This window comes from Streptomyces sp. R35 (assembly GCF_041053035.1).
GTDB classification, from domain to species: domain Bacteria; phylum Actinomycetota; class Actinomycetes; order Streptomycetales; family Streptomycetaceae; genus Streptomyces; species Streptomyces lutosisoli.
This window is the reverse complement of record NZ_CP163440.1, coordinates 4,867,988-4,892,221: the sequence shown is the minus strand read 5'-3', so window position 1 is coordinate 4,892,221 and position 24,234 is coordinate 4,867,988. Positions and strand designations below refer to the sequence as shown.

22 protein-coding genes and 1 pseudogene are annotated in these 24,234 nt (G+C 69.9%); 16 read left to right on the top strand and 7 right to left on the bottom strand.

Annotated features, from left to right (window positions below):
• Positions 1–12: 12 nt before the first annotated feature.
• Together AB5J50_RS22330 and AB5J50_RS22325 are read left to right on the top strand one after the other, a co-directional pair.
• Positions 13–2,928, top strand: a complete 2,916-nt coding sequence (locus tag AB5J50_RS22330; RefSeq protein ID WP_369260174.1) for a serine hydrolase — start codon at positions 13–15, stop codon at positions 2,926–2,928.
• A gap of 238 nt (positions 2,929–3,166) precedes the next feature.
• Positions 3,167–5,002 carry an MFS transporter gene (locus AB5J50_RS22325; protein ID WP_369260173.1) on the top strand — a complete coding sequence of 612 codons (1,836 nt, stop codon included), beginning with the start codon at positions 3,167–3,169 and terminating at the stop codon, positions 5,000–5,002.
• A gap of 152 nt (positions 5,003–5,154) precedes the next feature.
• On the opposite strand, the gene AB5J50_RS22320 is transcribed toward AB5J50_RS22325, so the two are convergent.
• Genes AB5J50_RS22320 through AB5J50_RS22310 form a run of 3 tightly spaced genes read right to left on the bottom strand, consistent with a single transcriptional unit; the run spans position 5,155 to position 7,022 of the window.
• A complete protein-coding gene (locus tag AB5J50_RS22320) occupies positions 5,155–6,021 on the bottom strand; it encodes a MerR family transcriptional regulator (protein WP_369260172.1) in 867 nt (288 codons plus the stop codon).
• A gap of 53 nt (positions 6,022–6,074) precedes the next feature.
• Entirely contained in the window at positions 6,075–6,575 is a 501-nt protein-coding gene (locus tag AB5J50_RS22315; protein WP_330305295.1) for a glutathione peroxidase, read from the bottom strand.
• Between the two features lie 9 nt (positions 6,576–6,584).
• Positions 6,585–7,022 carry an Lrp/AsnC family transcriptional regulator gene (locus tag AB5J50_RS22310; RefSeq protein ID WP_369265480.1) on the bottom strand — a complete coding sequence of 146 codons (438 nt, stop codon included), beginning with the start codon at positions 7,020–7,022 and terminating at the stop codon, positions 6,585–6,587.
• 107 nt (positions 7,023–7,129) lie between these two features.
• Here AB5J50_RS22310 and AB5J50_RS22305 point away from each other — a divergent pair, with 107 nt between their 5' ends.
• On the top strand, positions 7,130–8,047 hold the full coding sequence (locus tag AB5J50_RS22305) for an SMP-30/gluconolactonase/LRE family protein (protein WP_369260171.1): 918 nt from the start codon (positions 7,130–7,132) through the stop codon (positions 8,045–8,047).
• 30 nt (positions 8,048–8,077) lie between these two features.
• On the opposite strand, the gene AB5J50_RS22300 is transcribed toward AB5J50_RS22305, so the two are convergent.
• Positions 8,078–9,046, bottom strand: a complete 969-nt coding sequence (locus tag AB5J50_RS22300; protein ID WP_369260170.1) for an ArsR/SmtB family transcription factor — start codon at positions 9,044–9,046, stop codon at positions 8,078–8,080.
• An 86-nt stretch (positions 9,047–9,132) separates the two neighbouring features.
• Between AB5J50_RS22300 and AB5J50_RS22295 the strand changes: the two genes are divergently transcribed.
• From AB5J50_RS22295 to AB5J50_RS22280, 4 genes are all read left to right on the top strand, one after another.
• Positions 9,133–10,404: an MFS transporter gene (locus tag AB5J50_RS22295; protein ID WP_369260169.1), complete on the top strand. Its 1,272-nt coding sequence runs from the start codon at positions 9,133–9,135 to the stop codon at positions 10,402–10,404.
• A gap of 114 nt (positions 10,405–10,518) precedes the next feature.
• Complete coding sequence (locus AB5J50_RS22290) at positions 10,519–11,394, top strand: calcium-binding protein (RefSeq protein ID WP_369260168.1); 876 nt, start codon at positions 10,519–10,521, stop codon at positions 11,392–11,394.
• Positions 11,395–11,658: 264 nt separating this feature from the next.
• Positions 11,659–12,411, top strand: coding sequence for a tRNA-dependent cyclodipeptide synthase (locus AB5J50_RS22285; protein WP_369260167.1), 753 nt, complete (start codon positions 11,659–11,661; stop codon positions 12,409–12,411).
• Positions 12,398–13,588: a cytochrome P450 gene (locus tag AB5J50_RS22280; protein WP_369260166.1), complete on the top strand. Its 1,191-nt coding sequence runs from the start codon at positions 12,398–12,400 to the stop codon at positions 13,586–13,588. Before AB5J50_RS22285 ends, AB5J50_RS22280 begins: the two co-directional genes overlap by 14 nt.
• A 30-nt stretch (positions 13,589–13,618) precedes the next feature.
• Here the strand turns inward: AB5J50_RS22280 and AB5J50_RS22275 are convergent.
• Positions 13,619–13,795, bottom strand: a pseudogene (locus AB5J50_RS22275) (LuxR C-terminal-related transcriptional regulator); the annotation flags it as partial.
• Positions 13,796–13,820: 25 nt separating this feature from the next.
• Entirely contained in the window at positions 13,821–14,075 is a 255-nt protein-coding gene (locus AB5J50_RS22270) for a hypothetical protein (protein ID WP_369260165.1), read from the bottom strand.
• Positions 14,076–14,130: 55 nt separating this feature from the next.
• Between AB5J50_RS22270 and AB5J50_RS22265 the strand changes: the two genes are divergently transcribed.
• Together AB5J50_RS22265 and AB5J50_RS22260 are read left to right on the top strand one after the other, a co-directional pair.
• A complete protein-coding gene (locus AB5J50_RS22265; RefSeq protein WP_369260164.1) occupies positions 14,131–14,637 on the top strand; it encodes an SLATT domain-containing protein in 507 nt (168 codons plus the stop codon).
• Between the two features lie 153 nt (positions 14,638–14,790).
• Positions 14,791–16,017 carry an LPXTG cell wall anchor domain-containing protein gene (locus AB5J50_RS22260; protein ID WP_369260163.1) on the top strand — a complete coding sequence of 409 codons (1,227 nt, stop codon included), beginning with the start codon at positions 14,791–14,793 and terminating at the stop codon, positions 16,015–16,017.
• 148 nt (positions 16,018–16,165) lie between these two features.
• On the opposite strand, the gene AB5J50_RS22255 is transcribed toward AB5J50_RS22260, so the two are convergent.
• Entirely contained in the window at positions 16,166–17,782 is a 1,617-nt protein-coding gene (locus AB5J50_RS22255; RefSeq protein ID WP_369260162.1) for an MFS transporter, read from the bottom strand.
• 487 nt (positions 17,783–18,269) lie between these two features.
• Here AB5J50_RS22255 and AB5J50_RS22250 point away from each other — a divergent pair, with 487 nt between their 5' ends.
• From AB5J50_RS22250 to AB5J50_RS22220, 7 genes are all read left to right on the top strand, one after another.
• Positions 18,270–18,596, top strand: coding sequence for a carboxymuconolactone decarboxylase family protein (locus AB5J50_RS22250; RefSeq protein ID WP_327429507.1), 327 nt, complete (start codon positions 18,270–18,272; stop codon positions 18,594–18,596).
• 79 nt (positions 18,597–18,675) lie between these two features.
• Positions 18,676–19,086: an SHOCT domain-containing protein gene (locus tag AB5J50_RS22245; protein WP_369260161.1), complete on the top strand. Its 411-nt coding sequence runs from the start codon at positions 18,676–18,678 to the stop codon at positions 19,084–19,086.
• A 156-nt stretch (positions 19,087–19,242) separates the two neighbouring features.
• Positions 19,243–19,920, top strand: coding sequence for a calcium-binding protein (locus AB5J50_RS22240; RefSeq protein ID WP_369260160.1), 678 nt, complete (start codon positions 19,243–19,245; stop codon positions 19,918–19,920).
• Between the two features lie 441 nt (positions 19,921–20,361).
• The gene (locus AB5J50_RS22235; protein ID WP_369260159.1) at positions 20,362–20,814 is read left to right on the top strand and encodes a hypothetical protein; all 453 of its coding nucleotides are present in this window, start codon (positions 20,362–20,364) and stop codon (positions 20,812–20,814) included.
• Between the two features lie 245 nt (positions 20,815–21,059).
• On the top strand, positions 21,060–21,206 hold the full coding sequence (locus tag AB5J50_RS22230; protein WP_369265767.1) for a hypothetical protein: 147 nt from the start codon (positions 21,060–21,062) through the stop codon (positions 21,204–21,206).
• Between the two features lie 363 nt (positions 21,207–21,569).
• The gene (locus AB5J50_RS22225; protein WP_369260158.1) at positions 21,570–22,385 is read left to right on the top strand and encodes a spermidine synthase; all 816 of its coding nucleotides are present in this window, start codon (positions 21,570–21,572) and stop codon (positions 22,383–22,385) included.
• A 533-nt stretch (positions 22,386–22,918) separates the two neighbouring features.
• Positions 22,919–23,941: a DNA-directed RNA polymerase subunit alpha gene (locus tag AB5J50_RS22220; RefSeq protein WP_369260157.1), complete on the top strand. Its 1,023-nt coding sequence runs from the start codon at positions 22,919–22,921 to the stop codon at positions 23,939–23,941.
• Positions 23,942–24,234: the final 293 nt, after the last annotated feature.

Below are 24,234 nucleotides of genomic sequence, written 5' to 3'. Positions count from 1 at the left end.
GGTGTGCGGCCCATGGAGGAGGCATCGGTGGCGGGCGAGTCCCCCGACAGGTCGAAGCAGCACGAGTCGTCGGCGTCGTCGGCAGAAGCGACGCCGGGGACCCCGGCCGCGGTTCCGAGTCCGGCGCGGGGCGCCGCGTCGGCCGCGGCTTCGGCTCCGGCCGCGGCTGACCCCCGCATGGCGGTGGCCCGCGAACGGGCGTCCACCGTCGGGGTGGATCAGGCTACGGCGGTGTTCTCCACGAAGGCCCTCGCGGCGGCGGAACGATCGCTGAAGCAGGCCGAGGGGACCTCCGCGCCGGAGGATGCCCCGTCGGACGGGGGCGCGTCCTCCGGGTCCGGCACGGGTGGCCCCGGGGGCGACTCCCGACTGCGCGCGGCTGTGGCCGCGTGGGTGGCGGGGGCGGACGGGGACGAGTCCGCGGCGGCCGGCCGTGACGGCCGGGTCTCCGCCGCGGGGCGCCCTGGGACCGACACGGCCACGGAGGACACCGACGACGTGGCTGACGCCGCCGACGAGGAATCCACCGAGCCGACGGCCGACGCCGACGCCACCGCCGACGCGGCGGACGCCGAGGGTGACGGTGGCGCGACGGCGTCCGGCGACGAGCCGACGCGCGGGGAACGGGGTTCCGGCTCCAGGGGCTCCGACGCGGCTGCGGACAGCGCCGCGTCCGTGGTCGACGCCGAGGGTGACCGTGAGGCGGGGGCGACTGACGTGGCGTCAACTGTCGATGTTGATGTCGATGCCACCGCCGACGATGACACCGCCTCCGGCGAGGCTTCTGCCGCGGGGGAGCCCGAGGCCAAGAGTGCCTCCGACACCGCCTCCGCGCCCGCGGCCGAGCCCGAGGGCAAGCCCGAGGAGGAGGGCGGCACTTCGGGCAAGGATGCCGCCTCCGGTCCGAAGAGCACGTCGGAGGACTCGCCCAAGGAGCCCGCCGACGCGTCTCCGAAGGGCACGTCGGAGGACTCCCCGAAGGAGCCCTCGAAGGCCACCTCGGCCCCCTCCAAGGACTCCACGGACTCGAAGGACCCGGCTTCCGCCGAGTCCCCGGTGGACACCCGGGACTCGAAGGACTCCGTCGACTCGGAGGCCTCCGCTGACGCGAAGGACAAGCACCCGGTCGACCCGCGGGCCTCCGCGGCCGCGAAGAGCTCCACGGACCCGAAGGCTTCCGCGGCGGCCAAGGCTCCGGCCGATGCCAAGGCTCCGGCCGACGCCAAGACTCCGACCGACGTCAAGGCTTCCGCGGCGGCCAAGTCCCCGGTCGACGCCAAGGACTCCACTCCCGAGCCCCCCGTCGACCAGCCCACCGCCATCTTCAAGGCCCCCCGGCCCCCGGCCGTGGACCAGCCCACCACCATGCTCAAGCTGGGCGGCGCCACCAAGCCGCCCGCCGCCAAGCCCGCAGGCGAGTCCGACGCCAAGCCCGCGAGCAAGCCCACCCCCACCGTCAAGCCCGAGTCCGACCCCGAGCGCACCAGCAAGTTCGTTGCCCTCAAGTCGCTCGACGCGGCGGCGGCCCCCGCGAAGCCGAAGACCCCGGCCGGGCCCGCGAGCACCCCCGCCGACGCGACCGCCGCCCTCCCGCAGGTCGGCCCCGAGCGCACCACCCAGCAGCCGTTGCCGCCGAAGCCGCCGCTGGATCTGCTGGCCGAGCTGACGAACACGCCGCCGCCCCCGCAGACCCCGGTCCGGACGGTCGTGCGGCGGGTCAAGATCTGGACCCCGCTGGTCCTGCTGCTCGCGGTGATCTTTGCAGTCGTACAGGCGGTACGCCCGCTCCCGGCCCCGGCCCTCGCGCTCACCGCCGACGAGACGTACACCTTCGACGGCGGCACGCTCGACCTGCCCTGGCCGGGTCAGGGACAGTCGGCGATCGAGGTCGAGGGCGTCGGCAGCCTCGGCACGGAGGGCAAGCAGTCGCCCGCCCCCATCGCGAGCGTCGCCAAGATCATGACGGCGTACGTGATCCTTCAGGAGCACCCGCTGAAGGGGAACGAGGGCGGCGAGAAGATCACCGTCGACCAGCAGGCCGAGGACGAGTCGAAGCTGCCGGACGAGTCGACGGCGGCGATGTCGAAGGGCCAGCAGTTCACGGAGCGCCAGATGCTCCAGATGCTGATGATCCCCTCGGGCAACAACGCGGCACGGCTGCTGGCCCGCTGGGACTCCGACAACAAGACCTTCGTCGCCAAGATGAATGCCGCGGCCAAGAAGCTCGGCATGACGAAGTCGACGTACACGGACCCGAGCGGTCTGGAGAAGACGACGGTCAGCACCGCCACCGACCAGCTCAAGCTGGCCAAGGCCGTCATGCAGGACGAGGTGTTCCGCGGCATCGTCGGGATGGCCAGCGCCAAGATCCCCGGCCTCGACAGCACCATCTACAACAACAATGACCTGCTGGTGAAGCAGGTCGGCGTGATCGGCCTGAAGACCGGCTCGTCGACGCCCGCGGGCGGCAACCTGGTGTGGGCCGCCACCAAGACCGTGAACGGCAAGACGCAGACGGTCTACGGAGCCGTCCTGAACCAGAACGCCGGCACCGGCAAGGTCTGGGACAGCCTCCAGCTGGCGCTCACCAACAGCCAGAAGCTGATCAACAAGGTCCAGCAGAGCCTGATCTCCGCCACGGTCGTGAAGAAGGGCCAGGTCGTCGGCTATGTGGACGACCAGCTCGGCGGCCAGACCCCCGTCGTCGCCACCAAGAACATGACGGCGGTCGGCTGGCCCGGTCTGAAGACCAAGCTGTCGGTCGGCCTGGTCGACGGCAAGGCGGTTCCGCACAGCGGCAAGGCCGGCACGGTCGTCGGTCAGCTGACGGTCGGCGACGGCTCCAGTCACGCCGTGAAGATCCCCGTCGCGCTCCAGTCGGACCTCGCCGAGCCCGCCCTCGGCGCCAAGCTGACCCGCGTCGGCTGAACGGACCGTACGCAGCGGCCGTAGGAACAGTCGTACGGAACGGACGTACGCACCGGTGAGGTACCGACCCGCGCACCGGTGACGTACGACATATACGAAAGAACGCACCGCACCCCGCCGATGGCGCCCCACCCGGGCGCCCACCGACGGGGTGCGTGCTAGCGTCGCGAGATCGGGGCTGGTCGCGAGCCGCGGGTCCCGGACGAGACGGAAAACGGGACAGTGGGAGTGCCTTGCAGTGGCCACAGCGGAGCCGACACACGCCGACGACGCCGATCCGGGCCCAGGAACAGGCCCGCGAATACCGCTGCGCGCCCGCACATCTGAGGGAGGGCGCGACGAAGCGTCCGAGGTGGCACACAGCACCCGCCTGAGCCGGTTCCTCCGGCACCCCGTCACCCTCGCCACCGCCCTCTCCGGCGTACTGCACATCGTCTGGTTCTTCACGTTCGCGAACAGTGGCGGGGATCTCGCCGCGCAGGACGCGTGGGCGGAGTTCGTGGGGCGGCACCCGGACTCGGCGTACAACCTCGCCTGGTACGGCGGGATGCACCCGGTGTCGTACAGCGTGGTGTCGCCGTATCTGATGTCGGTGCTCGGCGTCCGTACGACGATGATGATCGCCGGGACCATCTCGGCGGGCCTGCTGACGCTGATCCTGATCCGCAGCCGGGCGGTGAAGAACCCGCTGTGGCCGGCCCTCGGGGGCGTCTTCGCGCTGCTGTGCAACGCGATCTCGGGCCGGGTGACGTACGGCCTGGGCATCGTGTTCGCGCTCGGTGCGACGGCGATCGTCTTCTGCTGGCCGTACCGCTGGCGCTACAAACGCTGGGCGAAGGCCCTGTGCGCGGCGCCGCTCGCCGCGCTGGCGACCGCCGCGTCGCCGGTGGCCGGACTGTTCGTCGGCCTGGTGGCGGTGGCCCTGTTCCTCCAGAAGCGCCGCCCCGGCGCATACGCCCTCGGGATCGCGCCGACGCTCGTGGTGGCGGTGTCGGCCTGGCTGTTCCCGTTCTCCGGCACCCAGCCGATGGCCTGGTACTCGGTCATCCTGCCGTTCCTGTACGCGGTCCTGGTCTTCTGCCTGGTTCCCAAGGAGTGGAAGACGGTACGGATCACGGCGGCGGTGTACGGCCTCGGTGTCCTCCTCGTCTGGCTGATCAGCTCGCAGATCGGCACCAACATCAGCCGGCTCCCGATGCTGTTCGGGGGCGTCACGCTGCTGGCGGCCCTGCCCTTCACCGTGCCGAAGTCGCGCAAGTGGTACACCCTCGTCATCGCCATCGTCGGGCTCAACGGGTGGATCGGCTTCAAGTCGATCGACGACATAGTGCATACGACTCCGGCGGCGTCCTGGGCCCGCGAGCTGGCCCCTCTCGTCAACGAGCTTCAGGTGGTGGGCGCCGAGAAGGGCCGCGTGGAAGTGGTCCCCGCCCGTTCCCACCGGGAGGCCTCCGCCCTCGCCCCGTACGTGAACCTCGCCCGCGGCTGGAACCGCCAGGCCGACATGGAGCGCAACCCGCTCTTCTACGACGACACCCTCAACTCCGCGAACTACCACGAGTGGCTGCAGCGCTGGGCCGTCCACTACGTGGTGCTGCCGAAGGGCGAACCGGACGGTGACGGCGGCGAACGCGAACGCCAGCTCGTCCAGCGCGGTATGCCTTACCTCCGGCAGATCTGGGGCGACGCGAACTGGCAGCTCTTCGCGGTCACGGACCCCGCGCAGCTCGCCGAGCCCAACGCCGTCGTCGACAGCGCGGAGCAGGGTGAGCTGACCATCGAGGTGGAGAAGGCGGGGCGCATCCTCATTCGCGTGCCGTACTCCCCGTGGCTCAGCATCGTCGACGCCAAGGGCAAGAGTGTGCAGCCGCCGCAGGAGACGGAGGCGTCCAAGCACCGTGAGGACGGCACGCCGAAGACGTTCGACAACCTCAACGGTTGCCTGATGCCGACGGAGGAGACCGCGGCGGGCGACAAATGGACCGAACTCCTGGCCCCCAAGCCGGGCACCTACCGCCTGGCGGCGCCCTACCAGCTCCCGCGGGGGACACCGTGCCCTGAGGAACTGCGCTGACACCTGGCGGTTGAAAGATTGCGCAGTTCCCCGCGCCCCTTTTAGGGGCGCGGGGAACTGCGCAATCTTTTAGCGGGGGTCTGGGGGCGCAGCCCCCAGGAACGGGATGGGACGGGTAGGGGCGGCGGGGGCGAAAACCAGCCCCGACGACGTCACCTCACCGGAAACGCCACATCGCACACCGCGTCCTCCGGCCCCGCCGCGTCCCAGTCCGCGAAGTAGATCTCACGGCAGGGACCGTCGTACGACAGCCCCTGTTCGGTGATCCACGCCTCGACGGCCTCGAAGGCGGCGAGGATCTGGGGGTGGGCGACCTGGGCCTTGGTGATACGGGCGTAGGCGAGCCGCTGGGCGGGCTCGACACGCACCTGGATTCCCCGGGCCCGCGGCTGCCCCTCGGCCCAGGCCCGCGCGGCGTCCGCGTCGGCGACCGGTACGCACGACTCGGCGGGTCCGTCGCTCTCGTTGCTGACCGCGGCGTAGTAGACGACGAAGGGGTCTCCGGTGATCCCCCCGGCCTCCCGGGCGCCCTCCTCCAGCCGCCCCAGCGCGGCCGGGATCCAGACCGGCAGCTCGTCCGCGAGCATGTGCCGCTTCTCCGTCAGCACCACGCGCTCGGGCAACTCGACCGTCTCGATCACGAACTTCCCGTACATCTCCGAACTCCTCCCGGACAGCCGTCCACGGAGGTACTCGGCCAGCGTCCGCTGCGAGGCGAACCGCGCCTCGATGTCCGCCCAGTACGCGTCGAGAAGGCCGGCGGCGGCGGAACCTTCCGCCGCCACCACCTCCGCGATCCGCGCGAGCGGCATGTCGAGCTGCCGCAGCAGCGCGACGAGCCGGGCGCGCTCGGCCTGGTCGGCGCGGTAGTAGCGGTAACCGCTGACCTCGTCGACGTGCGCCGGGGCCAGCAGCCCCAGCCGGTCGTACAGCCGCAGGGCTTTCGGCGAGAGCCGGGCCCGCGCGGCGAACGCACCGATCGTGAGCAGTTCCTTGTCCACGAGCACATCCTCCGTCACCGGGCTCCTTCCGCCCGGTGACATGAAGGCTCGACCCTGCCCCAGGGGCAAGGTCAACCGGCGAGCTGCTTCTCCACCGCCGCGACGACCTCGGCCGACTCCGGCTCGGTCTGCGGCGAGAAGCGGGCGACGACCGCGCCGTCCCGGCCGATCAGGAACTTCTCGAAGTTCCAGCGGATGTCCCCGCTGTGGCCCTCGGCGTCCTCGGTGCCGACCAGCCGCTCGTACAGTCCGTGCCGCGCGTCGCCGTTCACCTCGACCTTCTCGGTGAGCGGGAAGGTCACGCCGTACGTGGCGGAGCAGAACTCGGCGATCTCCTCGGAGGTGCCGGGCTCCTGCCCGAGGAACTGGTTGCAGGGCACGCCGAGGACGGTGAAGCCCTGGTCGGCGTAGCGCTCCTGGAGTCGCTCAAGGCCCGCGTACTGCGGGGTCAGCCCGCACTTGGAGGCCACGTTCACGATGAGGACGGCCTTGCCGCGGTACTGGCCGAGATCGGCCGAACCGCCCTTGAGTGCCCCGATTTCGACGTCAAGTACAGAATTCTCAGTAGTCATACAGCGATGCTAACCAGCGTGCACGGGCCGCTCGAAGAAGGTCTCCAGGACGACCGTCGCCTGCGTCCCGCTGACCCCCTCGATCGCGTACAGGCGGCGCAGTACGTCCTGGAGCTGTTCGGTCGTCGCCGTGCGCACCTTCACCAGCAACGATGCGCTGCCCGCGATGACGTGGGCCTCCTGGATCTCGGGTACGGCGGCGAAGGCGTCGGCCCGCTCGCCCATCCACGTATTCGAGTCGACGAGCACGAAGGCGAGGACCCCGCGGTCGAGCGCCGCGGGGTCGACGTCGACCGTCGTGGCCCGGATGACCCCCTGTTCACGCAGCTTGCGCACACGCTCGTGCGCGGCGCCCGCCGACAGGCCGACCGCCTTGCCCAGCACGGCGTAGGACTGGGTGGCGTCCTGCTGAAGCAGTGCGATCAGCTGACGGTCAATGTCATCCACTCGTTTCATGGAAAGACCATATCTCGTTCGGCGGTGTGCGTGTTACGTTGAATCACATCCTGATCACTGCCGCATCAATGGTGCGTCAACGCTGCTGAGGGGAAACCATGTCCGGCCACATCGTCAAAGGCCTGTACGAGATCCTGGACGACCGCTTCCGCACCGGCCGCTGTGTCAACGGCGACAGCAGGCTGGAGGTGCTCCACTCCGACTGCCGCTGGGCCGAGGGCCCGCTCTACGTGCCCGCCTGGCGTCAGCTGATCTGGAGCGACATCCCGAACGACCGCATCCTGCGCTGGGACGAGGGCACCGGGACGACCGGCCTCTTCCGCGCCCCGGCCGGTCACAGCAACGGCAACACCCTCGACCGCCAGGGCCGCCTGGTCACCTGCGAGCAGGGCAACCGCCGCGTCACCCGCACCGAGCCCGACGGCAGCGTCACCGTCCTCGCCGACCGCTACGACGGCAAGCGGCTCAACAGCCCGAACGACGCGGTCGTCCGCTCCGACGGCACGATCTGGTTCTCCGACCCGGACTTCGGCATCACCAGCGACTACGAGGGCCACCGCGCCGAGTCCGAGATCGGCGCCCGCAACCTGTACCGGATCGACCCGGCGAGCGGCGAGGTCACGCTCGCCGCGGACGGCTTCGACGGGCCCAACGGCGTCATCCTCTCGCCCGACGAGAAGCGGCTGTACGTCTCCGACACCCGCGCCGCCCGCATCCACGTCTTCGACGTCCACGACGACGGCACCCTCACGAACGGCAAGGTCTTCGCCGAGGCCAAGGGCGACGTCCACTTCGACAACATCCGCTTCGACGACGAGGGCCGCCTGTGGGCCGCCGCCCTCGCGGACGGCGTGCACTGCTACGCCCCCGACGGCGACCTCATCGGCCGGCTGCTCGTGCCCGAGACGGTCTCCAACATCGCGTTCGGCGGCCCGAAGAACAACCGCCTGTTCATCACGGCGTCCACGTCGCTGTACTCGCTGGTGATGTCGGTGACGGGGGCGCCGCGCGTCTGAGCCTCACGCGCCTCACCTGCATTGCGCGCATCAGGCGCCTTGCGCGGCCCGCACCAGCACCTCACCGGCCGCCGTCCGCGAGTACAGCACCGACCGCCCCGCCCGTCGCCGCTCCACCAGCCGCGCGTCCAGCAGCACCTTCAGATGCCGCCCGACCGAGCCCAGCGCCTGCCCGGTCACGGCGACGAGCTGGCTCGTGGACATGGGGGAGTCGAGGAGGACGAGGACGCCGGCGCGGGCGGGGCCGAGAAGCGCGCCGAGGCTCTCCGGGACGGCCTCGCCGCCCACGTCGGTCAGAGCGCCCGCGCAGGGGTAGACGACGGCGTACCGGTGCGGCTCCTCCCAGCTCACCCACCCGGCCTTCGGCGTGACGGGTACGAAGAGGAGCTGGGCGCCGGAGATCTCGCGCGGCGGGTACTCGTGCAGGTTGACCTGGAGCCGGTTGTCGCCGAGCCATCGGGTCCCGGGCCGCAGCGCGTCCAGGGCCGCCGCCCAGCCGCCCTGACTGAGGTGTGCAGTCCGGGCGACCACGTCCGCCTCCAGGATGCGCCGCCGACGGTCCCAGTAAGGGCGTACGGACTCCTCCCATACGTAGGTGAGGAGACCGGCGGCGCGTTCGGGCAGGTCGTCGCGGTCCGCGAGTTCGGCGGGGAGGGGGCCGCGCAGGGAGCGGGTGAGGTGGGCGCGGGCGGCCTCCGGCTTCGCCTCGCGCACCCGGGCGACTTCGGCCTCGAAGGACTCGTCGCCGTACGGGGTCGGGGTCAGGAAGTCGGCGATCCAGTCCCGGCCGAGGCCGGACCGGATCAGCAGCGCGGTGACCGGATCGGTGGCCAGGCGCCTTTGGTACGCGGGCAGGTGGGCGTTCAGCCAGGTGCGCTCGCCGGGGTGGGTGGCGGTGCCCGCGTGCAGCAGCTTCAGGCTCGCGAAGGTCTCGGCGAGGGGGGAGAGGGCGAAGCGGCTGCCGGCGAGGGTGTCGGCGTTGACCTGCCACCAGCCCATCCGCCGCCCGCCCTCCGTCCGCCCTTTGGTTTCGCGTCCGCGCGAAACAATAACGGCCGCCCGTCGCGTCCTCGCAGACTCCGCCCATGCGCAGCTACTCGGACCTCTTCCGCACGCGGGAGTTCACCCCGCTGTTCCTCTCCTCCTGTTTCCGGACCGCCGCCTCGACGGTGAGCGGTCTGGCCCTCGCCACCCTCGTGTACCGGGCGACGGGTTCGCCGCTGCTCACCGCGCTGAGCATGTTCGGCCCGTCGCTGGCGCAGGTCGTCGGCGCGACGACCATGCTGTCGGCGGCGGACCGGCTGCCGCCGAGGGCGACCGTGGCGGGCATCGCGCTCGCGTTCGGGGCCGGTACGGCGGTGATGTCGATCCCGGGCATGCCCGTCTGGACGATCTTCGTCCTGCTCCTGCTCCTCGGCCTGATCCAGTCGTTCGGCGGCGGAGTGCTGTGGGGTCTGCTGAACGAGATCCTCGCCAAGGACGGCAACAGCGGAAACAGCGGCGAGGGCAGCAAGGGCAGCAATAGCAGCAATAGCAGCAATGGCGGCAACAGCGGCTATCTGCTGGGGCGTTCGGTGTTCAACATGATGAATGGCATTGCGCAGATCACCGGGTACGGGACGGGAGGCGTCCTGGTCGCGCTGCTGTCCCCTCGCGTCACGCTCCTCACGGCGGCCGCGCTGTACCTGGCCGCCGCGGTGGTCGCCCGCCTCGGCCTGACCCGCCGCGCCCCGCGCGCCTTGGGCCGTCCCTCGATCGCGACGACCTGGCGCACCAACGCCCGCCTGTTCTCCTCGCCCGAGCGCCGCACCCTCTACCTCCTCCTCTGGATCCCCAACGGCCTGATCGTCGGCTGCGAATCGCTGTTCGTGTCGTACGCGCCGAGCCGGGCGGGCGCGCTGTTCGCCTTCGCGGCGTTCGGGATGTTCGTGGGGGACGTGACGACGGGCCGCCTCCTGCCGCCCCGGGTGCGGGCGCGCCTCGGCATCCCGTTCCTGCTGCTGCTCGCGACTCCGTATCTGGTGTTCGTGCTCCGGCCGGGCGTGGCTGTCGCGGCGGCCGCCGTAGCGGTGGCTTCCATCGGCTTCGGTTCGAGCCTGATGCAGCAGGAACGCCTGGTGGCCCTGATCCCCGACGAACTGAGCGGCCACGCCCTCGGGTTGCACACGGCAGGGATGCTCACCATGCAGGGCGCGAGTGCGGCGCTGGCGGGTGGGGTGGCCCAACTGACCTCGCCCGGTACGGCGATGACGGTGATGGCGGTCGCCTCGATCGCCGTGACGCTGACGCTGGCGCCAACGGTGGGAGGTGTCCGCGCCAAGGGGGAGCCAAGCGAGAGTGAACTCTCCCTGAATTGAGCCAAGTTGGGCGACATGGGTCACAACCACCCCACGGTCGCCAGTGTCGAAGGAGGTGACCAAAAAGCGCACACGAGCGCGCAGAAACACACCAGGGCACACCAAGGGGTAACCATGTTCAGTCGCCGCAGCCGCCGTACCACAGCCGCCGCCGCCTTGCCGAAGGCACTGGCGCTCGCCGCCGTGTGCGCCGCGGTCGCCGTCCCGACGGCGACGGCCCACGCCGCGACCGCCACGAGCGCGTCGGCCAAGAGCGCGACGGCGAATGTCGTGGGCCAGAAGCTCTACTACACGGCGGCCGCGGGCCAGAAGAACAACCTGAGCATCACCTGGAAGCTCGGCGCGTTCGACTCGGGGTCCCAGCTCTCCGACTTCATCTACACCTTCGACGACTCCGTCACGATCGCCCTCGGCGACGGCTGTGTCCGCCCGGACGCCACCGACGACACCAAGGCGGTCTGCACGGTCACCGAGCCCAACACCTCGGCATCCGACCTCGACTCCCTGATCGTCGACCTCGGCGACGGCGACGACACCGCGACGACCGGCGACACCAGCGGTGGGTACACGAGGATCTACGGCGGCACGGGCAACGACACCCTGACCGGCCACGGCGTGGACGTCCTCTACGGGCAGGACGGCAACGACCACCTCGCCGGGGGCGGCGGGGTCTACGACGAGGGCGCGTACGGCGGCGCGGGCAACGACACGCTCGTGAAGTGCCACGCCGAGTGCCACGGCGGCACGGGCAACGACAGCCTGTCGGGCACGAGTTCGGGCAACGCCCTCTTCGGCGACGACGGCAAGGACAAGCTGTACGGCAACGCGGGCGGCGACCTCCTCCAGGGCGGCCGCGGCAACGACTCCCTGTACGGCGGCACGGGCAACGACAAGCTGTACGGCAACAGCGGCGACGATCTGCTGCACGGGGGCGCGGGGACCGACTTCCTGTCGGGCGGCCCGGGCAGCGACAGGGTGTACCAGTACTGAGGCAGCCGCCCGCCGGTTGTCGCCCCCGCCGCCCCTACCCGTCCCATCCCTGGGGGCTCCGCCCCCAGACCCCCAAAAGATTGCGCAGTTCCCCGCGCCCCTAAAAGGGGCGCGGGGAACTGCGCGACCAGCCCCCACCCACCCCGACACCGAACCGGCCCGCCGTTGACACTCTCCGTGTCCGCCCGCTAACTTCACGGCGTCGTCGCCACACCAGGAGCACGAGGCTCCATTGGGACTAGCGACGCGAAGGACACTCTCCAGTTGACTACTGCAACTGTTTCCGAGAGCCGGCACGTCACTCCCAGGCCAACCATCTCCGGCCTCTTCAGAGTTCAGCCTTACACCCCCCACTGCCAGGTCATCCACGCGGCGGGCGACCACGCCGTGATCGGTGTCTCGCCGGGCAACAGCTACTTCTCGGCCCGCCGGATCAACGACCTGGCCCGCTGGGGGATCGAGCACTTCGACCGGGTCGACTTCGTCTATACGGACCTCCATGTGGCGGACATGTACGAGGCGTTGGGCTACGCACCCGACGACGCCCGCCGCAAGGCGGTCAAGAACCTCCGGGGCGTACGCGCCAAGGTGACCGCCGCCGCTGAGGAGTTCGGCGCCGGGGGGCTCGCCGCGTACGCGATGTCCGACTTCGTGGACAACCCCGCGTACCGGCGGATCCACGACCACATCCGCGAACTCCTCGACACCGACGGGGAGTTCCGCCGGACCTGCGACACCCTCGTGGACGCGTACCTCTCCTCGAAGGTCCTCGACGGACGGGAGGGCACCGCGCGGCAGCGCGAGGTCTGCCTGCAGTACGTCTGCGCCGAGGCCCCGCTGTTCCTGGACACCCCGGCCATCCTGGGCGTCCCGTCCTCCCTCAACTGCTACCACCAGCTCCTGCCGATGGCCGAGCTGCTCTACGCGCGTGGTTCGGGCCTGCGTGCGTCCCGCAACCAGGGCCACGCGATCGTCACGCCCGCCGGCCCGGAAGGAGCCACCGATGACGACCACTGAGACGCTGATCGACTTCCCGTTCTCGTGGCGGGGCGACCAACTTCCCTCCGAAGTCGAGGAGCTGCGGACATCGGCCCCGGTGCGCCGGGTACGGACCATCGCGGGCGACGAGGCCTGGCTGGTCTCCTCGTACGACCTGTGCAAGCAGGTGCTGGAGGACGACCGCTTCAGCCTGAAGGACACCTCGGCGCCCGGCGTGCCACGCCAGTACGCGCTGACGATCCCGCCCGAGGTCGTCAACAACATGGGCAACATCACGGGTGCCGGGCTGCGCAAGGCCGTCCTCAAGGCGCTCAACCCGAAGAGCGAGGGCCTGACGGACTGGATGCGGTCGTACGCGGCCGAACTGATCGACGGCCTGCTGGCCGAGGGCGCCCCCGCGGACCTGCGCGGCGGCTTCGCGGACCCGTACTCGGCGGCCATGCACTGCCACATCCTCGGCATCCCGCAGACGGACGCGCCCCGGCTGATGCGCAGCCTGGACATCGCGTTCATGAACTCCGCCTGCCCGGTCACGGGCGCCAAGCTGAACTGGGACCGGGACATCGCGTACATGACCGCCCGCCTGGACGACCCGTCGACGACGGGCCTGATGTCCGAGCTGGCGGCCCTGCGCGAGGACCCGGAGTACGCCCACCTGACCGACGAGATGCTCGCGACGGTGGGGGTGACGATGTTCGGCGCGGGCGTCATCTCGACCTCGGGCTTCCTGGCGATGGCGCTCGTGTCGCTCCTCCAACGCCCGGAGCTGAGGCGGGAGTTGACCGCGAACCCCGCCCGCATCTCGGCTGCCGTCGACGAACTCCTGCGCGTCAACCTCTCCATCGGTGACGGCCTGCCCCGCCTGGCCCTGGAGGACGTACGGCTCGGCGAGGTGGAGGTCCGGAAGGGCGAACTGGTCCTGGTGCTGGTCGAGGGCGCCAACTTCGACCCGGCGCAGTTCCCGGACCCGTACCGCTTCGACCTCACCCGCGACAACAGCACCACGCACCTCTCCTTCGGGGGCGGCCGCCACTACTGCCCGGCGACGGCCCTGGGGAAGAGGCACGCGGAGACAGCGCTGGAGGTGCTGCTGGAGCGGATGCCCGACATCCAACTGGCAGTCCCGATCGAGCAGTTGGTCTGGCGGACGGGCTTCATGAAGCGCATCCCGGAGAGACTCCCGGTGATGTGGTGAGGGTGTGATGTCCGGCCGCCGAGACAGGCCCTAGCGGTCCAGACAGGCGAGGACCGCGAGGACGCGCCGGTTGTCGGTGTCGGATGGCGGAAGGCCGAGCTTGGTGAAGATGTCGCCGATGTGCTTGGCGACGGCCTTCTCCGAGATGAACAGGCCTTCCGCCATCCCGGCGTTGGAGCGGCCCTGGGCAAGCCGGCCGAGGAGCTGGGAGACCACCTGGGGTCCATGGCCGTTACTGGGAAGTCCCCTTCGTGGGCGGCTGCCGCCGCGTCCCGTAATAGCTGCGCGAGATGGACCACACGCCAAGGGGCATGGCGGGCAGCAGGGCCAGCCCCGACCAGGGCTCGGGAATCCGGCTCCGCAGGACGGTGACGCCGACGGCGACAGCCACCAGCCAGAGCATCAGCAGGGGACGTCGTGCGACATGACGTGCGACGCTCGTGAACTTCGGTCGCTCGTCTGTGCGTTCAGCGCTCGTTGGCCGCATGGCTGGACGATAGCGGCCTGTTCCGTCCCGGGGTTTCCCGGGACACCATGTGCGCATGCGCCGCAGACAGCCCCTGACACCGACTCCGACACCGACACAGGCACCGGCACCTTCGCGCGAGACCGAGCGCTGGACCTCCGCGCCGGACCCGCTCCTCGCCCTGGCCCTGGGCGACTTGGCCTTCTACGAGCAGGTGCGCGACTCGGCCCGACGGTGGTACCGCCTGTCCGAGCTGGGAGCCCTGACCACGTCCTCGTGCACGGTGGTGGCGGCGGGCCTGGGCGCACCGGCGTGGCTGACGGCCCTCATAGCCGGGGGAGCCCTGTTCTTCACGGGCTTCCGTCAGGTGTTCGGCCACGGGCCCCGCTACGTCCTGGCGGCCCAGTCCCGGGAAGGACTGCGCAGAGCCATCAACCGCTACCAGTTGCTCCCCGACTCGGCCCGCGACGAAGAGGCCCGCCAAACCCTCCTCGCCGCCGTCGAGAACGTAGGAGCCGAGGAACTCCGACAGTGGTCCGACCAGCGCCAGCGCGCGACTACGGGGGGCAGCTCCCCGAGCTGACCGGGGTCCGGGCGAGAGGCACCTCGGATCACGGATCGCTACAACCCCAGGGGCCCTCCAGATGTCCAGGACATGACCGGGTGGCCAACGCCCCCCCGGTCACCGTCCCGACCTCTGACCGACCCCCGACCAACCTCGACGAGGAGACCAACCGTGCGTCAGCACCTCCGCCCCTCGGCAGCCCTCGTGGCCGCCGCCGCGATCGCCGCCGTCGTCCCCGTGGTCGTCGCCCCCGTGGCGCACGCCGAGGAGGGCGCGCCCGACCTGGTGATCTCGACGCTGCCGCGCGCCACTCCCCAGCCCGGCGAGACGTACGACCAGTCCGTCACCCTCACCAACAAGGGCACGGCGGCGGCGGACGGCGTCACCTTCCGTATCCGCCTGACCCGTGGCCTCGACTTCCCCGAGACCGTCGAGGGCTGCACCTACTCGACCATCGAGGACCAGGTCAGACAGGCGCTGTGCGAACTCGACACGGTCATCGAACCCGGTGCCTCCATCACCACGCCCGTACGGTTCAAGGCGCTGCCCAAGGCGCTGATGGAGGCCGTTGAGTACGGCACGGGGCCCACCGGTGATACCCCCGGCGAGGGGTACAACGACAGCTACAAGCGCCTGGCCCTGACCGCGGACAGCTCGGCGGACCTCGTGGCCGTCGGTGACCGGGCCGAGGCGGCTCCCGGCAGCACCGTGACGGTCAAGGCGACGCTGCGCAACGACGGCCCCGGCTGGATCCAGAACCAGGAGAGCGACGACCAGACGGCACTCATGGTGCAGATCCCGCCCGGCACCGTCGCCACCGAAGTGCCCAAGGACTGCGAGCCGTTCGGCATCGACGGCCCGACCGGCCCGTCGGAACCGGGCAAGCCCCGCTACGTGTGCTCGCCCGCCGACCACACCATCGAGGTCGGCCAGTCGCTCACCTACTCCTTCACGCTCAAGCTCAAGGACACCATGCAGGACACCAAGGGCGAGGTGAGGGCGACCTCCGTGTACGACATCCACCCGGTGTTCGACAAGAACGCGGCCAACGACACGGCCGCCCTCACCATCGACGTACCCGCCCAGGCCACCTCGGGAGGCACCAGCACCGGCGGCTCGGACGACGGCGGCTCCGACACGGGCGGCGACGACAACGACCCCCAGCCGCAGTCCGCCGGCGGCACGGGCACGACGGGCTCCAGCTCGGCGGGCACCTCGGCCGGCGGCTCCACGGGCGGTTCCAGCAGCAGCTCCACCGGCAGTTCCACGGGCGGCAACCTGGCGAGCACGGGCTCGAACGGCACCCCGCTCCTCACCGCCGCCGCAGCCATCGCCGCGGCACTCGGCGCTCTCCTGATCCTGGCCGTACGCCGGCGCGCGGGCACCAAGTCCTCCTGAGGCCCTCGTCGGTCCCGTGCACGACAGCGCCGGGCGAGCCGGAGTGGCCATCCACGCCCTGGGACAACATCCCGCCCGACCCCGACGATCCTCTCCGCAAGCTGATTTTCCAGGGGAAGAAGCGAGGCCGGCCACCGCTATGGCTCCGTTATGGCTCCGTCGAACGGGGCTGGGTCTCCGGGATCCGTGAGGTGAAGAACATCGCGAGGAGAGCGGCGAAGGCGAGGATGGCGAGTGCGGCGCGCAGACCGTCGATCCTCGCCTCGGCGTTCGCGTCGAGTGCCGCTTGAGTCACCTTGGTGCTCGTACCCGCTTCGTCGAGGGCGGACTTGAGCTGGGCGTCCGACAAGAACGGTACGCCGCTTTGGAGTTCGACCGTCGCCTGGTTCTGAACCTCGGCCGGGATCGCCGGATTCTGGTCCACGCTGGTGAGGAAGGAGGTCGTCAGCGCGGCGATCATGACCGACCCGGCGAGCGCCGTACCGATGGAGGCGCCGAGGTTGGTGACGGCGTTCTGGACGCCGCCGACTTCCGCGCTCTGTGCTTCAGGCACCGCGGACACGGTGACCGAGCCGAGCTGGGACGCCAGCGCGCCCATGCCGAGCCCGATCAGCAGAAGGGGGATGGTGACGATTTCCGCACTGGCGTCCACGTCGAGCGCGGCCATCAGGACCACCGCGCCCGCGAGCAACGCGAGGATCCCGAGCCGCACCACCCGTCGCGGCGAGACGTCCGGCAGGAAGCGGGGGATCAGGACGGCGGCCGCCAGCAGCGTCAAAGAGAGCGGCAGGATGCGGGCGCCGGTCATGAGCGCGGACAGGCCCAGGGCCACCGACAGATAGAGCGGTACGACGAAGAACACGCCCATCTGAACGAGGTACTGGAAGAAGAACATCGTCAGTCCGCCGGTGAGCTGCTTGTTGTGCAGCATGGCCGGGTCGATGAGTGGTTCTTTGCGCCGCTCCACCATGTGGTTCTCCCAGGAGAGGAAGAGCCAGATCAGCAGCAGACCGGCCAGCATGAGCCACATGACCAGCGAGACCCCGAGCCACGAGGGCGTGTCGGGCTTCGGCTGGAACCAGCCCCATTCGTCCGAGCGGAGTACGCCGTAGACGAAGACCCCGAGCCCCAGCGCGGACAGCACGGTGCCGACGAGATCGATGCGAGGCCGTTCGGCGACCGGCGCGTCGGCGATGCGGCCGGCGAGCACCAGGATGCCGAACACCATCACGACCTCACCGGCGAAGACCCACCGCCAGGAGAAGTACGTCGTCGCGACTCCCCCGATGAGCGGCCCGACCGCGATCGCCACGGCACCTGCGGCCGCTACGAGACCGTAGGCGGCGGGACGGCGCTCCGTGACGAAGTTGCTCGCCACGAGCGCCACGATCGCGGGCAGGATGAGTGCCGCCCCGATGCCCTCCAGGAACGACCAGCCCAGCAGCAGTACGGGCAGGTTCGGCGCGAGCGCCGTGGTGAGGGAGCCACAGCCGTAGATGAAGCAGCCGATCATGAACGCGCGTTTGCGGCCGATCAGCGCCCCTACCTTGCCGCCGGGGATCATGAACATCGCCATCACGAGGGTGTAGGCCGTGATGGCGCCCTGGATACCGGTCACCGTCGTGCCCACGTCGTCGGCCACCGTCGCGATCGAGACGTTCATGACCGAGCTGTCGAGCGCCATCAGGAACTGTCCGGCCGCGAGCGCCACCAGGACAATGCGCGCCGTTGCCGAACTCTCAGCAGTGCCTGTCCTGGGTGCCATGGGCGAATGGTCCCAGCGGCCCCGCACGATGGATCCGCGACCCGCCATGGAGATCAGCTGATTGGCGGACGGGAAGTGGGTGGAGCGATTCCGGGCGGTACGGGGCAGACGGCCACCACCTGCCGCGATGAGCGGTGACGGCGGCGATCAAGGTGGCCGAGATGCCTGCCGGATCAGAGTGTGGAACGGTGGAGGCAAGCCGGGTACAGCGCCCATACGGGGCGGGCGCCCCCCGGGCCGCGCCGTCCAGGAGGTGGCATGGCGGCGACCAGGTCAGCAGGAGCCCCTCGGAGTGCCAGCCGCAGACGAATCGTCGACCGGACCCGTTGGACATCATCGGGGCCGAGTCGGGGGACCGTCTGCGGGAGTTCGTGCCCATGCGCTACGGCCGGACGCCGGACTCTCCCTTCCGCTTCTGCGCACCGGCCGGGTCTTCGCCGAAGTCGCCTGACGCGGCGTCGGCACCACGCGACAGGGAGAACCGCCCATGACCGAGAACAGGACCCCTGAAGAGAACCTGGGTGCGCTCGCAGAGGGCAACGCCCCAGTGTTCGAGACCCTGGTCCACATGACGACCGACACCTTCGAGCGGTCGGGTCTGGACGAGGAGACCTATCTGCTCCTGCGTATCGCCGCGCTCGTGGCGATGGACGCCGCACCCGCCTCCTACCTCCTCAATGTCGGAGCGGCCGGTGCGATCGGCGTCCCGCTGGAAAAGGTGCAGGGAACACTCGTCGCGGTCGCGCCCGTGGTGGGCACCGCCCGGATCGTGTCGGCCGCGGGTCATATCGCGGAGGCGTACCAGGCGGCCTGACGCGGCGCTGGTAGGTGTCGGCAAGGGGGCAGGAAATGTCTGTCGCGTCGCGAGGCGCGACCAAGGCAGGAGGACAACGATGAGTAAGAACCTGATCCTGGCGTACGACTACCCACTCCTGGGCGCGTTCTGGACGATGCTGTGGATCTTCATGTGGGTCCTGTGGCTGTTCCTGCTGTTCCGCGTCATCGGCGACATCTTCCGGGACGACTCGATGGGTGGCTGGGGGAAGACCGGATGGCTCCTCTTCGTGATCCTCCTGCCGTTCCTCGGCATCTTCGTGTACCTGATCGCCCGGGGACGCGACATGGGCAAGCGTGAGCAGGAGCACGCCATGGCGCAGAGGGCATCGTTCGACACCTACATCAAGGAAACCGCCGGAGGTACGAGCCACGCGGACGAGCTGGCGAAGCTCTCCGACCTCAAGAACAAGGGCGCGATCACCGAGGCGGAGTTCCAGCAGGCCAAGCAGAAGGTCCTGGCGGCCTGATCCGGTGCCGGCCGCGGCCGCGCCGCCGCCGGCACCTGAGTTGTTCGGCACGGTCCGTCGCCCTGCTGCCGCTGCTCGTCGCGCAGGAGCACCGGCAGGAGACACGAGGAACCCCCGGGTCCATGACACTGACCGGGGGTTCCTCGCTAGCCCTTGGTGGCCTCGTCCAGGAGCAGATACAGCAGGCCGACCAGGCTGCCGCTGCTGGGCACCACCGACTCAAGGACGATCACCGTCAAGCTGACGGCCAGCGACGATTCGGGCATCAAGTCCGCGGACTTCACGCTCTACCACGGAAGCAGCCTCAGCAACGCCGACGCGGTCCTGAAGCCCAGCGAGGCGGCGCCGGTGTGCACGGCAGACGGAACCACTTCCGTCTGCACCGCGCACTACACGATCGACCCCCGGCGTGATCTGAAAAACTCGCTGGCCGGCATCTGGAAGGTCAACGTCGAAGCCGACGCCAACGACGGGGACTACGTGAAGGTGGACGGCTACACCACCTTCTTCATGAAGCGCTACGCCAAGCTGACCGCCAACGCTTCTCCCGAGCCTGTCGCCAAGGGCGGCACCATCACCGTCACGGGCAAGCTCACCCGGGCCAACTGGGACACCCACGACTACCGCGGCTACACGAACCAGCGCGCCTACCTCGAGTTCCGCCGACCGGGCACCGACTACTACGAGTCTCTGGGCTACACCACCACGAACTCCACCGGGGTCGCCACCGCGAAGGTCACCGCCACCGCCGACCGCTACTGGCGCTATGAATTCAGAGGCACCATGACAACTCGTGCCGTCAAGGCGACGGGTGACTTCGTGGACGTTCGTTAGCCGTGTCGGGCTCGGTCGATCGGCCGGGCCCGGGGCGCCCCTCCACCACCAGTGGTCGTGCCTCCAGGTGCTGCCTCTTTCGCGCGTGCGGGGCACCTCGGCGTCCCCTGCGACAAGGACGCGATGATGACGCTTGTCGTGGGGGCAGGGGAAGGAAACGGCGTGGTTAGTTCGGGGTCGCAGGAGTCGTGCTTTTGGTCCTGGGGCTGGGGTCTGTGGCGGGCTGGTGACAGCGCCGACCGCCCCAGCCACAGCAGGGTTTCCCACCTCTGCCCGCATACAGACAGCACGCCGCAGAGGCGGCGCGCCCGCGCCGTGCGCGTGCCCAACCGGACGCCGACGCCGCTTCATTGAGCGCGGCCACTTGCCGTGAGCCCACCCCTCACTCCAACGGCTCAGCACTGGTTGCGGCGTCTCACGGAGCCGAGTGTGGTGGGGCTTATGCAGTCACAGTCTCGTGCTTCGGGCGGCGGTACCTCAGGGCCGCCCGACCGGCCGCCCGTCGAGCGGTCGCACTGGGTGGCCTTCGCAGGGGTCATGCTGATGCTGAGCGGCCTGTTCGACATCATCAATGGCTTCGTCGCCCTGCTGGACGACGGCTACTACTCCACGACCGTCGATCACGGTAACCGACTTCTCATCTTCAACTATGACGCCTGGGGCTGGGTGTGGATCTTTGTCGGCATCGCGCAGATCCTGGCCAGTCTCGGCGTATTCATGGGGTCGAGATTCGCGCGGATCGCCGGCATCGTGCTGGCCGGTGCCTGCATGGTCGGCCAGCTGATTTTCCTCTCGACCTTTCCTTTCTGGTCCCTGGCCACCATGGCCCTCTCCGTGCTTGTCATCTACGGGCTGGTCTCCGTGCCTCGCCACCTTCCGGGCGAGCGGGTCTGAACCCGCCCGGCCAGTCCCGGAGCCTGGTGCCTGGGGGACCGGACGGTGTGAGAAAGCGCAGCCGGACAGAGTGAAGCGCGCAGGCGGTCAGGCACCAGGGCCCGAGTCGGCTGAGTGCTGAGCACGGAGCGTCAGGGCAGAGTGAAAGGGGCCGGCGCGGGAGGAAATCCTCCTTGGCCGGCCCTTCGTGCTGTGCCCCCGGCAGGATTCGAACCTGCGACACCCGCTTTTCGATCACGCGGAAGTTGACCCACCACGTCAGTGACGGCTTCTCCAGTCCGCAGGCCGCCGCCGGTGCGGCCAGGACGCGCTCGATGACCTGGGCTCGTACGTCCGGCTGCCAGGCGGCATCCAAGACCGCGATGCCGATCACCATCGCGTCGAGTTCCTGACCGGCGTTCGGAAGCAGCCGTCTGACGATCGCCATCATGTCGCGCTCGCGCTCGACGAAGTGCACCTGGAACATGCGCCGGCGGCCGGAGCAGGCTGCCTGTGCAGTCCTGGCCCAGGCCCTGGGCCTTGAAGTGCTTCTTGCTGGTGGGGCGCTTGGCGGCTGAGCCGTCGCCCTGCTTCAACCTCCGTAGTCCAAGATGCGCTGCTGGATGCGGCGGTGTGCGGCCGTGCGACCGCCCGCCGGAAGTGCTCTTGTGGGACCCTGCAGGGCATCGGGCCCCGCCCCGGCCCGTACGGTACCTTCCTGCGGCGCACCCCAACCCGCCCGCGGCAGCGGACAAGGACGCGGAGAAGCACACCGGATGAGCGCACGTTTCGAGGAGATCGACTGGCGGGCGACCCCCATGGGCGAGATCAGCCTGCGGCGTCGGCGGGACCCCGTGTCGGGGGAGGACGTGTACGAGGTGAAGCTCGGCGACGAGTACCTGATGTCCAGCCTCTTCACCGCGGGGGAGGTCGAGCTGGCCCGGCTCGGCCTGGCGGAGCTGCCCGACGGCCCGCTCGATGTCGCCGTGGGCGGACTCGGCCTCGGTTACACGGCCCGGGCTGCGCTGGACGATCCGCGGGTGCGCTCGCTGATCGTCGTCGACGCCCTGGCCGAGGTGATCGACTGGCACCGGCGCGGGCTCGTACCGCTGGGCGCGGGACTGGTGTCGGACTCCCGGTGCCGGCTGGTGCGCGGGGACTTCTTCGCGATGGCCGCGGGGAGCGCGGCTGCGGGCGGTCCGGTGCCTGCAGACGGTGCGGAGGTGGGCGGTCCGGTGCCTGCGGGGGGCACGGCCCGCGGCGTCGGTGCGGCCCCGCGGGGTCTGGACCCCGAGACTCCCGGCCGCCGTTTCCACGCGATCCTGCTGGACGTCGACCACTCACCGCGCCATGTGCTGCACCCCGGCCATGCCGCGCTCTACCGCCCGGCCGGTCTGACCGCTCTGGCCGAACTGCTCCATCCCGGGGGCGTGTTCGCGCTGTGGTCGAACGACCCGCCGGACGAGGAGTTCGGCTCGGTGCTCGCGGAGGTCTTCACGGAGACCGCTGCGCACGTGGTCGATTTCGACAATCCGCTCCAGGGCGGGACCGCGGCCAACACTGTCTATATCGCCCGCAGGCACGACGGCTGAGGACACCCGGGCAGCGCAGCGGCCGCCACCGGGGTCTCCGTCCCCCGTTCCAACCCGCAGGACGTATGTCTGTCCGGCCGGCTCCCGCCGGTCCACTCCAAGGGCATGGTCCGGAAAGACCGCAAGGCGCTCAAGCATGGTTTGAGGCACGGTCGGCCTGGCTGGAACCAGCAGAGCACGAGCGGTCTGAAAACTGCGCTCTCGGCTTGGGAAGCGACGGCGCTTGTACCGCGACGTGGCTTCTGACCTGCGTAGATACCGTCTCCTGGAGGGCCCTGCGGGTCGGCTTGCACCGCTGTCGACCGTGGTCGTCCGCTCTGAAGGGCACGCCGTGGGCACGGAGGGATGGGACCCCGGAGGGTGCGACGGTCATTCCGCGCGGTCGCGGCGCTCTCTGCTGTCCGGTCCCTGCCGACCGGCCGGCAGACGGGCGGAGTCGGGCGGTTCGGCCTCTTGGCAGGCCGAACCGCCCGTACCCTTCGTGGTGTCTACGGCGTCACATAGCGGGCGCCAAACACTGGAGGCAACACCCCGTGCTGATCGCTCAGCGTCCCTCGTTGACCGAAGAGGTCGTCGACGAATTCCGCTCCCGGTTCGTGATCGAGCCGCTGGAGCCGGGCTTCGGCTACACCCTCGGCAACTCCCTGCGTCGTACGCTCCTCTCCTCGATCCCCGGTGCGGCTGTCACGTCCATCCGGATCGACGGTGTTCTGCACGAGTTCACCACCGTGCCGGGCGTCAAGGAGGACGTCACCGACCTGATCCTCAACATCAAGCAGCTGGTCGTCTCCTCGGAGCACGACGAGCCGGTCGTGATGTACCTGCGCAAGCAGGGTCCGGGTCTGGTCACCGCCGCCGACATCGCGCCCCCGGCCGGTGTCGAGGTGCACAACCCCGACCTCGTCCTCGCCACGCTCAACGGCAAGGGCAAGCTGGAGATGGAGCTGACCGTCGAGCGCGGTCGCGGTTACGTCTCCGCCGTTCAGAACAAGCAGGTGGGCCAGGAGATCGGCCGTATCCCGGTCGACTCCATCTACTCGCCCGTTCTGAAGGTCACGTACAAGGTCGAGGCGACCCGTGTCGAGCAGCGCACCGACTTCGACAAGCTGATCGTCGACGTCGAGACCAAGCAGGCCATGCGTCCCCGTGACGCCATGGCTTCGGCCGGTAAGACCCTGGTCGAGCTGTTCGGACTCGCCCGCGAGCTCAACATCGACGCCGAGGGCATCGACATGGGCCCGTCCCCCACGGACGCCGCCCTCGCCGCCGACCTCGCGCTGCCGATCGAGGAGCTTGAGCTCACCGTTCGGTCGTACAACTGCCTCAAGCGCGAAGGCGTCCACTCCGTGGGTGAGCTCCTTGCGCGCTCCGAGGCCGACTTGCTGGACATCCGCAACTTCGGTGCGAAGTCCATCGACGAGGTCAAGGCGAAGCTGGCCGGCCTGGGCCTGGCCCTGAAGGACAGCCCGCCCGGATTCGACCCGACCGCCGCCGCGGACGCCTTCGGCGCGGACGACAACGCGGACGCGGGTTTCGTGGAGACCGAGCAGTACTGAACGCTGCGCCGGGTCGCGGGGGAGCCAGGAAGGCAGAGGAGCCGGCGACAAGCACCGGCCGACCGCACCCGGCTCCCCGAGGGCCCATCGGCGGAGATACAGACGCCCAAGCCCTCCGAACCTGATCAAGATGGCGAAGACGGCTGCCATCTCTACCTCGTCTTGCCTTCTGTCTCCCCGGATGCGGCCGAGGAGGCCGCCTGACGCGCTGTCCCCCGTTTGTCGCCGGGGCACGAAACAGCCCCCTCGGAGATCACTCCGAGGGGGCTGTTCGATGCTTAATGCCTAGTCAG

Excerpts from the sequence above, each read along its gene's own strand:
- AB5J50_RS22250 (WP_327429507.1), top strand. The coding sequence starts at position 18,270 with ATGACCGAGAACAGGACCCCTGAAGAGAACCTGGGTGCGCTCGCAGAG.
- AB5J50_RS22270 (WP_369260165.1), bottom strand. The coding sequence starts at position 14,075 with ATGCGGCCAACGAGCGCTGAACGCACAGACGAGCGACCGAAGTTCACG.
- AB5J50_RS22235 (WP_369260159.1), top strand. The coding sequence starts at position 20,362 with ATGCAGTCACAGTCTCGTGCTTCGGGCGGCGGTACCTCAGGGCCGCCC.
- AB5J50_RS22300 (WP_369260170.1), bottom strand. The coding sequence starts at position 9,046 with ATGGGCTGGTGGCAGGTCAACGCCGACACCCTCGCCGGCAGCCGCTTC.
- AB5J50_RS22245 (WP_369260161.1), top strand. The coding sequence starts at position 18,676 with ATGAGTAAGAACCTGATCCTGGCGTACGACTACCCACTCCTGGGCGCG.
- AB5J50_RS22315 (WP_330305295.1), bottom strand. The coding sequence starts at position 6,575 with ATGACTACTGAGAATTCTGTACTTGACGTCGAAATCGGGGCACTCAAG.
- AB5J50_RS22295 (WP_369260169.1), top strand. The coding sequence starts at position 9,133 with ATGCGCAGCTACTCGGACCTCTTCCGCACGCGGGAGTTCACCCCGCTG.
- AB5J50_RS22225 (WP_369260158.1), top strand. The coding sequence starts at position 21,570 with ATGAGCGCACGTTTCGAGGAGATCGACTGGCGGGCGACCCCCATGGGC.
- AB5J50_RS22280 (WP_369260166.1), top strand. The coding sequence starts at position 12,398 with ATGACGACCACTGAGACGCTGATCGACTTCCCGTTCTCGTGGCGGGGC.
- AB5J50_RS22265 (WP_369260164.1), top strand. The coding sequence starts at position 14,131 with ATGCGCCGCAGACAGCCCCTGACACCGACTCCGACACCGACACAGGCA.
- AB5J50_RS22290 (WP_369260168.1), top strand. The coding sequence starts at position 10,519 with ATGTTCAGTCGCCGCAGCCGCCGTACCACAGCCGCCGCCGCCTTGCCG.
- AB5J50_RS22255 (WP_369260162.1), bottom strand. The coding sequence starts at position 17,782 with ATGGCACCCAGGACAGGCACTGCTGAGAGTTCGGCAACGGCGCGCATT.
- AB5J50_RS22330 (WP_369260174.1), top strand. The coding sequence starts at position 13 with ATGGAGGAGGCATCGGTGGCGGGCGAGTCCCCCGACAGGTCGAAGCAG.
- AB5J50_RS22305 (WP_369260171.1), top strand. The coding sequence starts at position 7,130 with ATGTCCGGCCACATCGTCAAAGGCCTGTACGAGATCCTGGACGACCGC.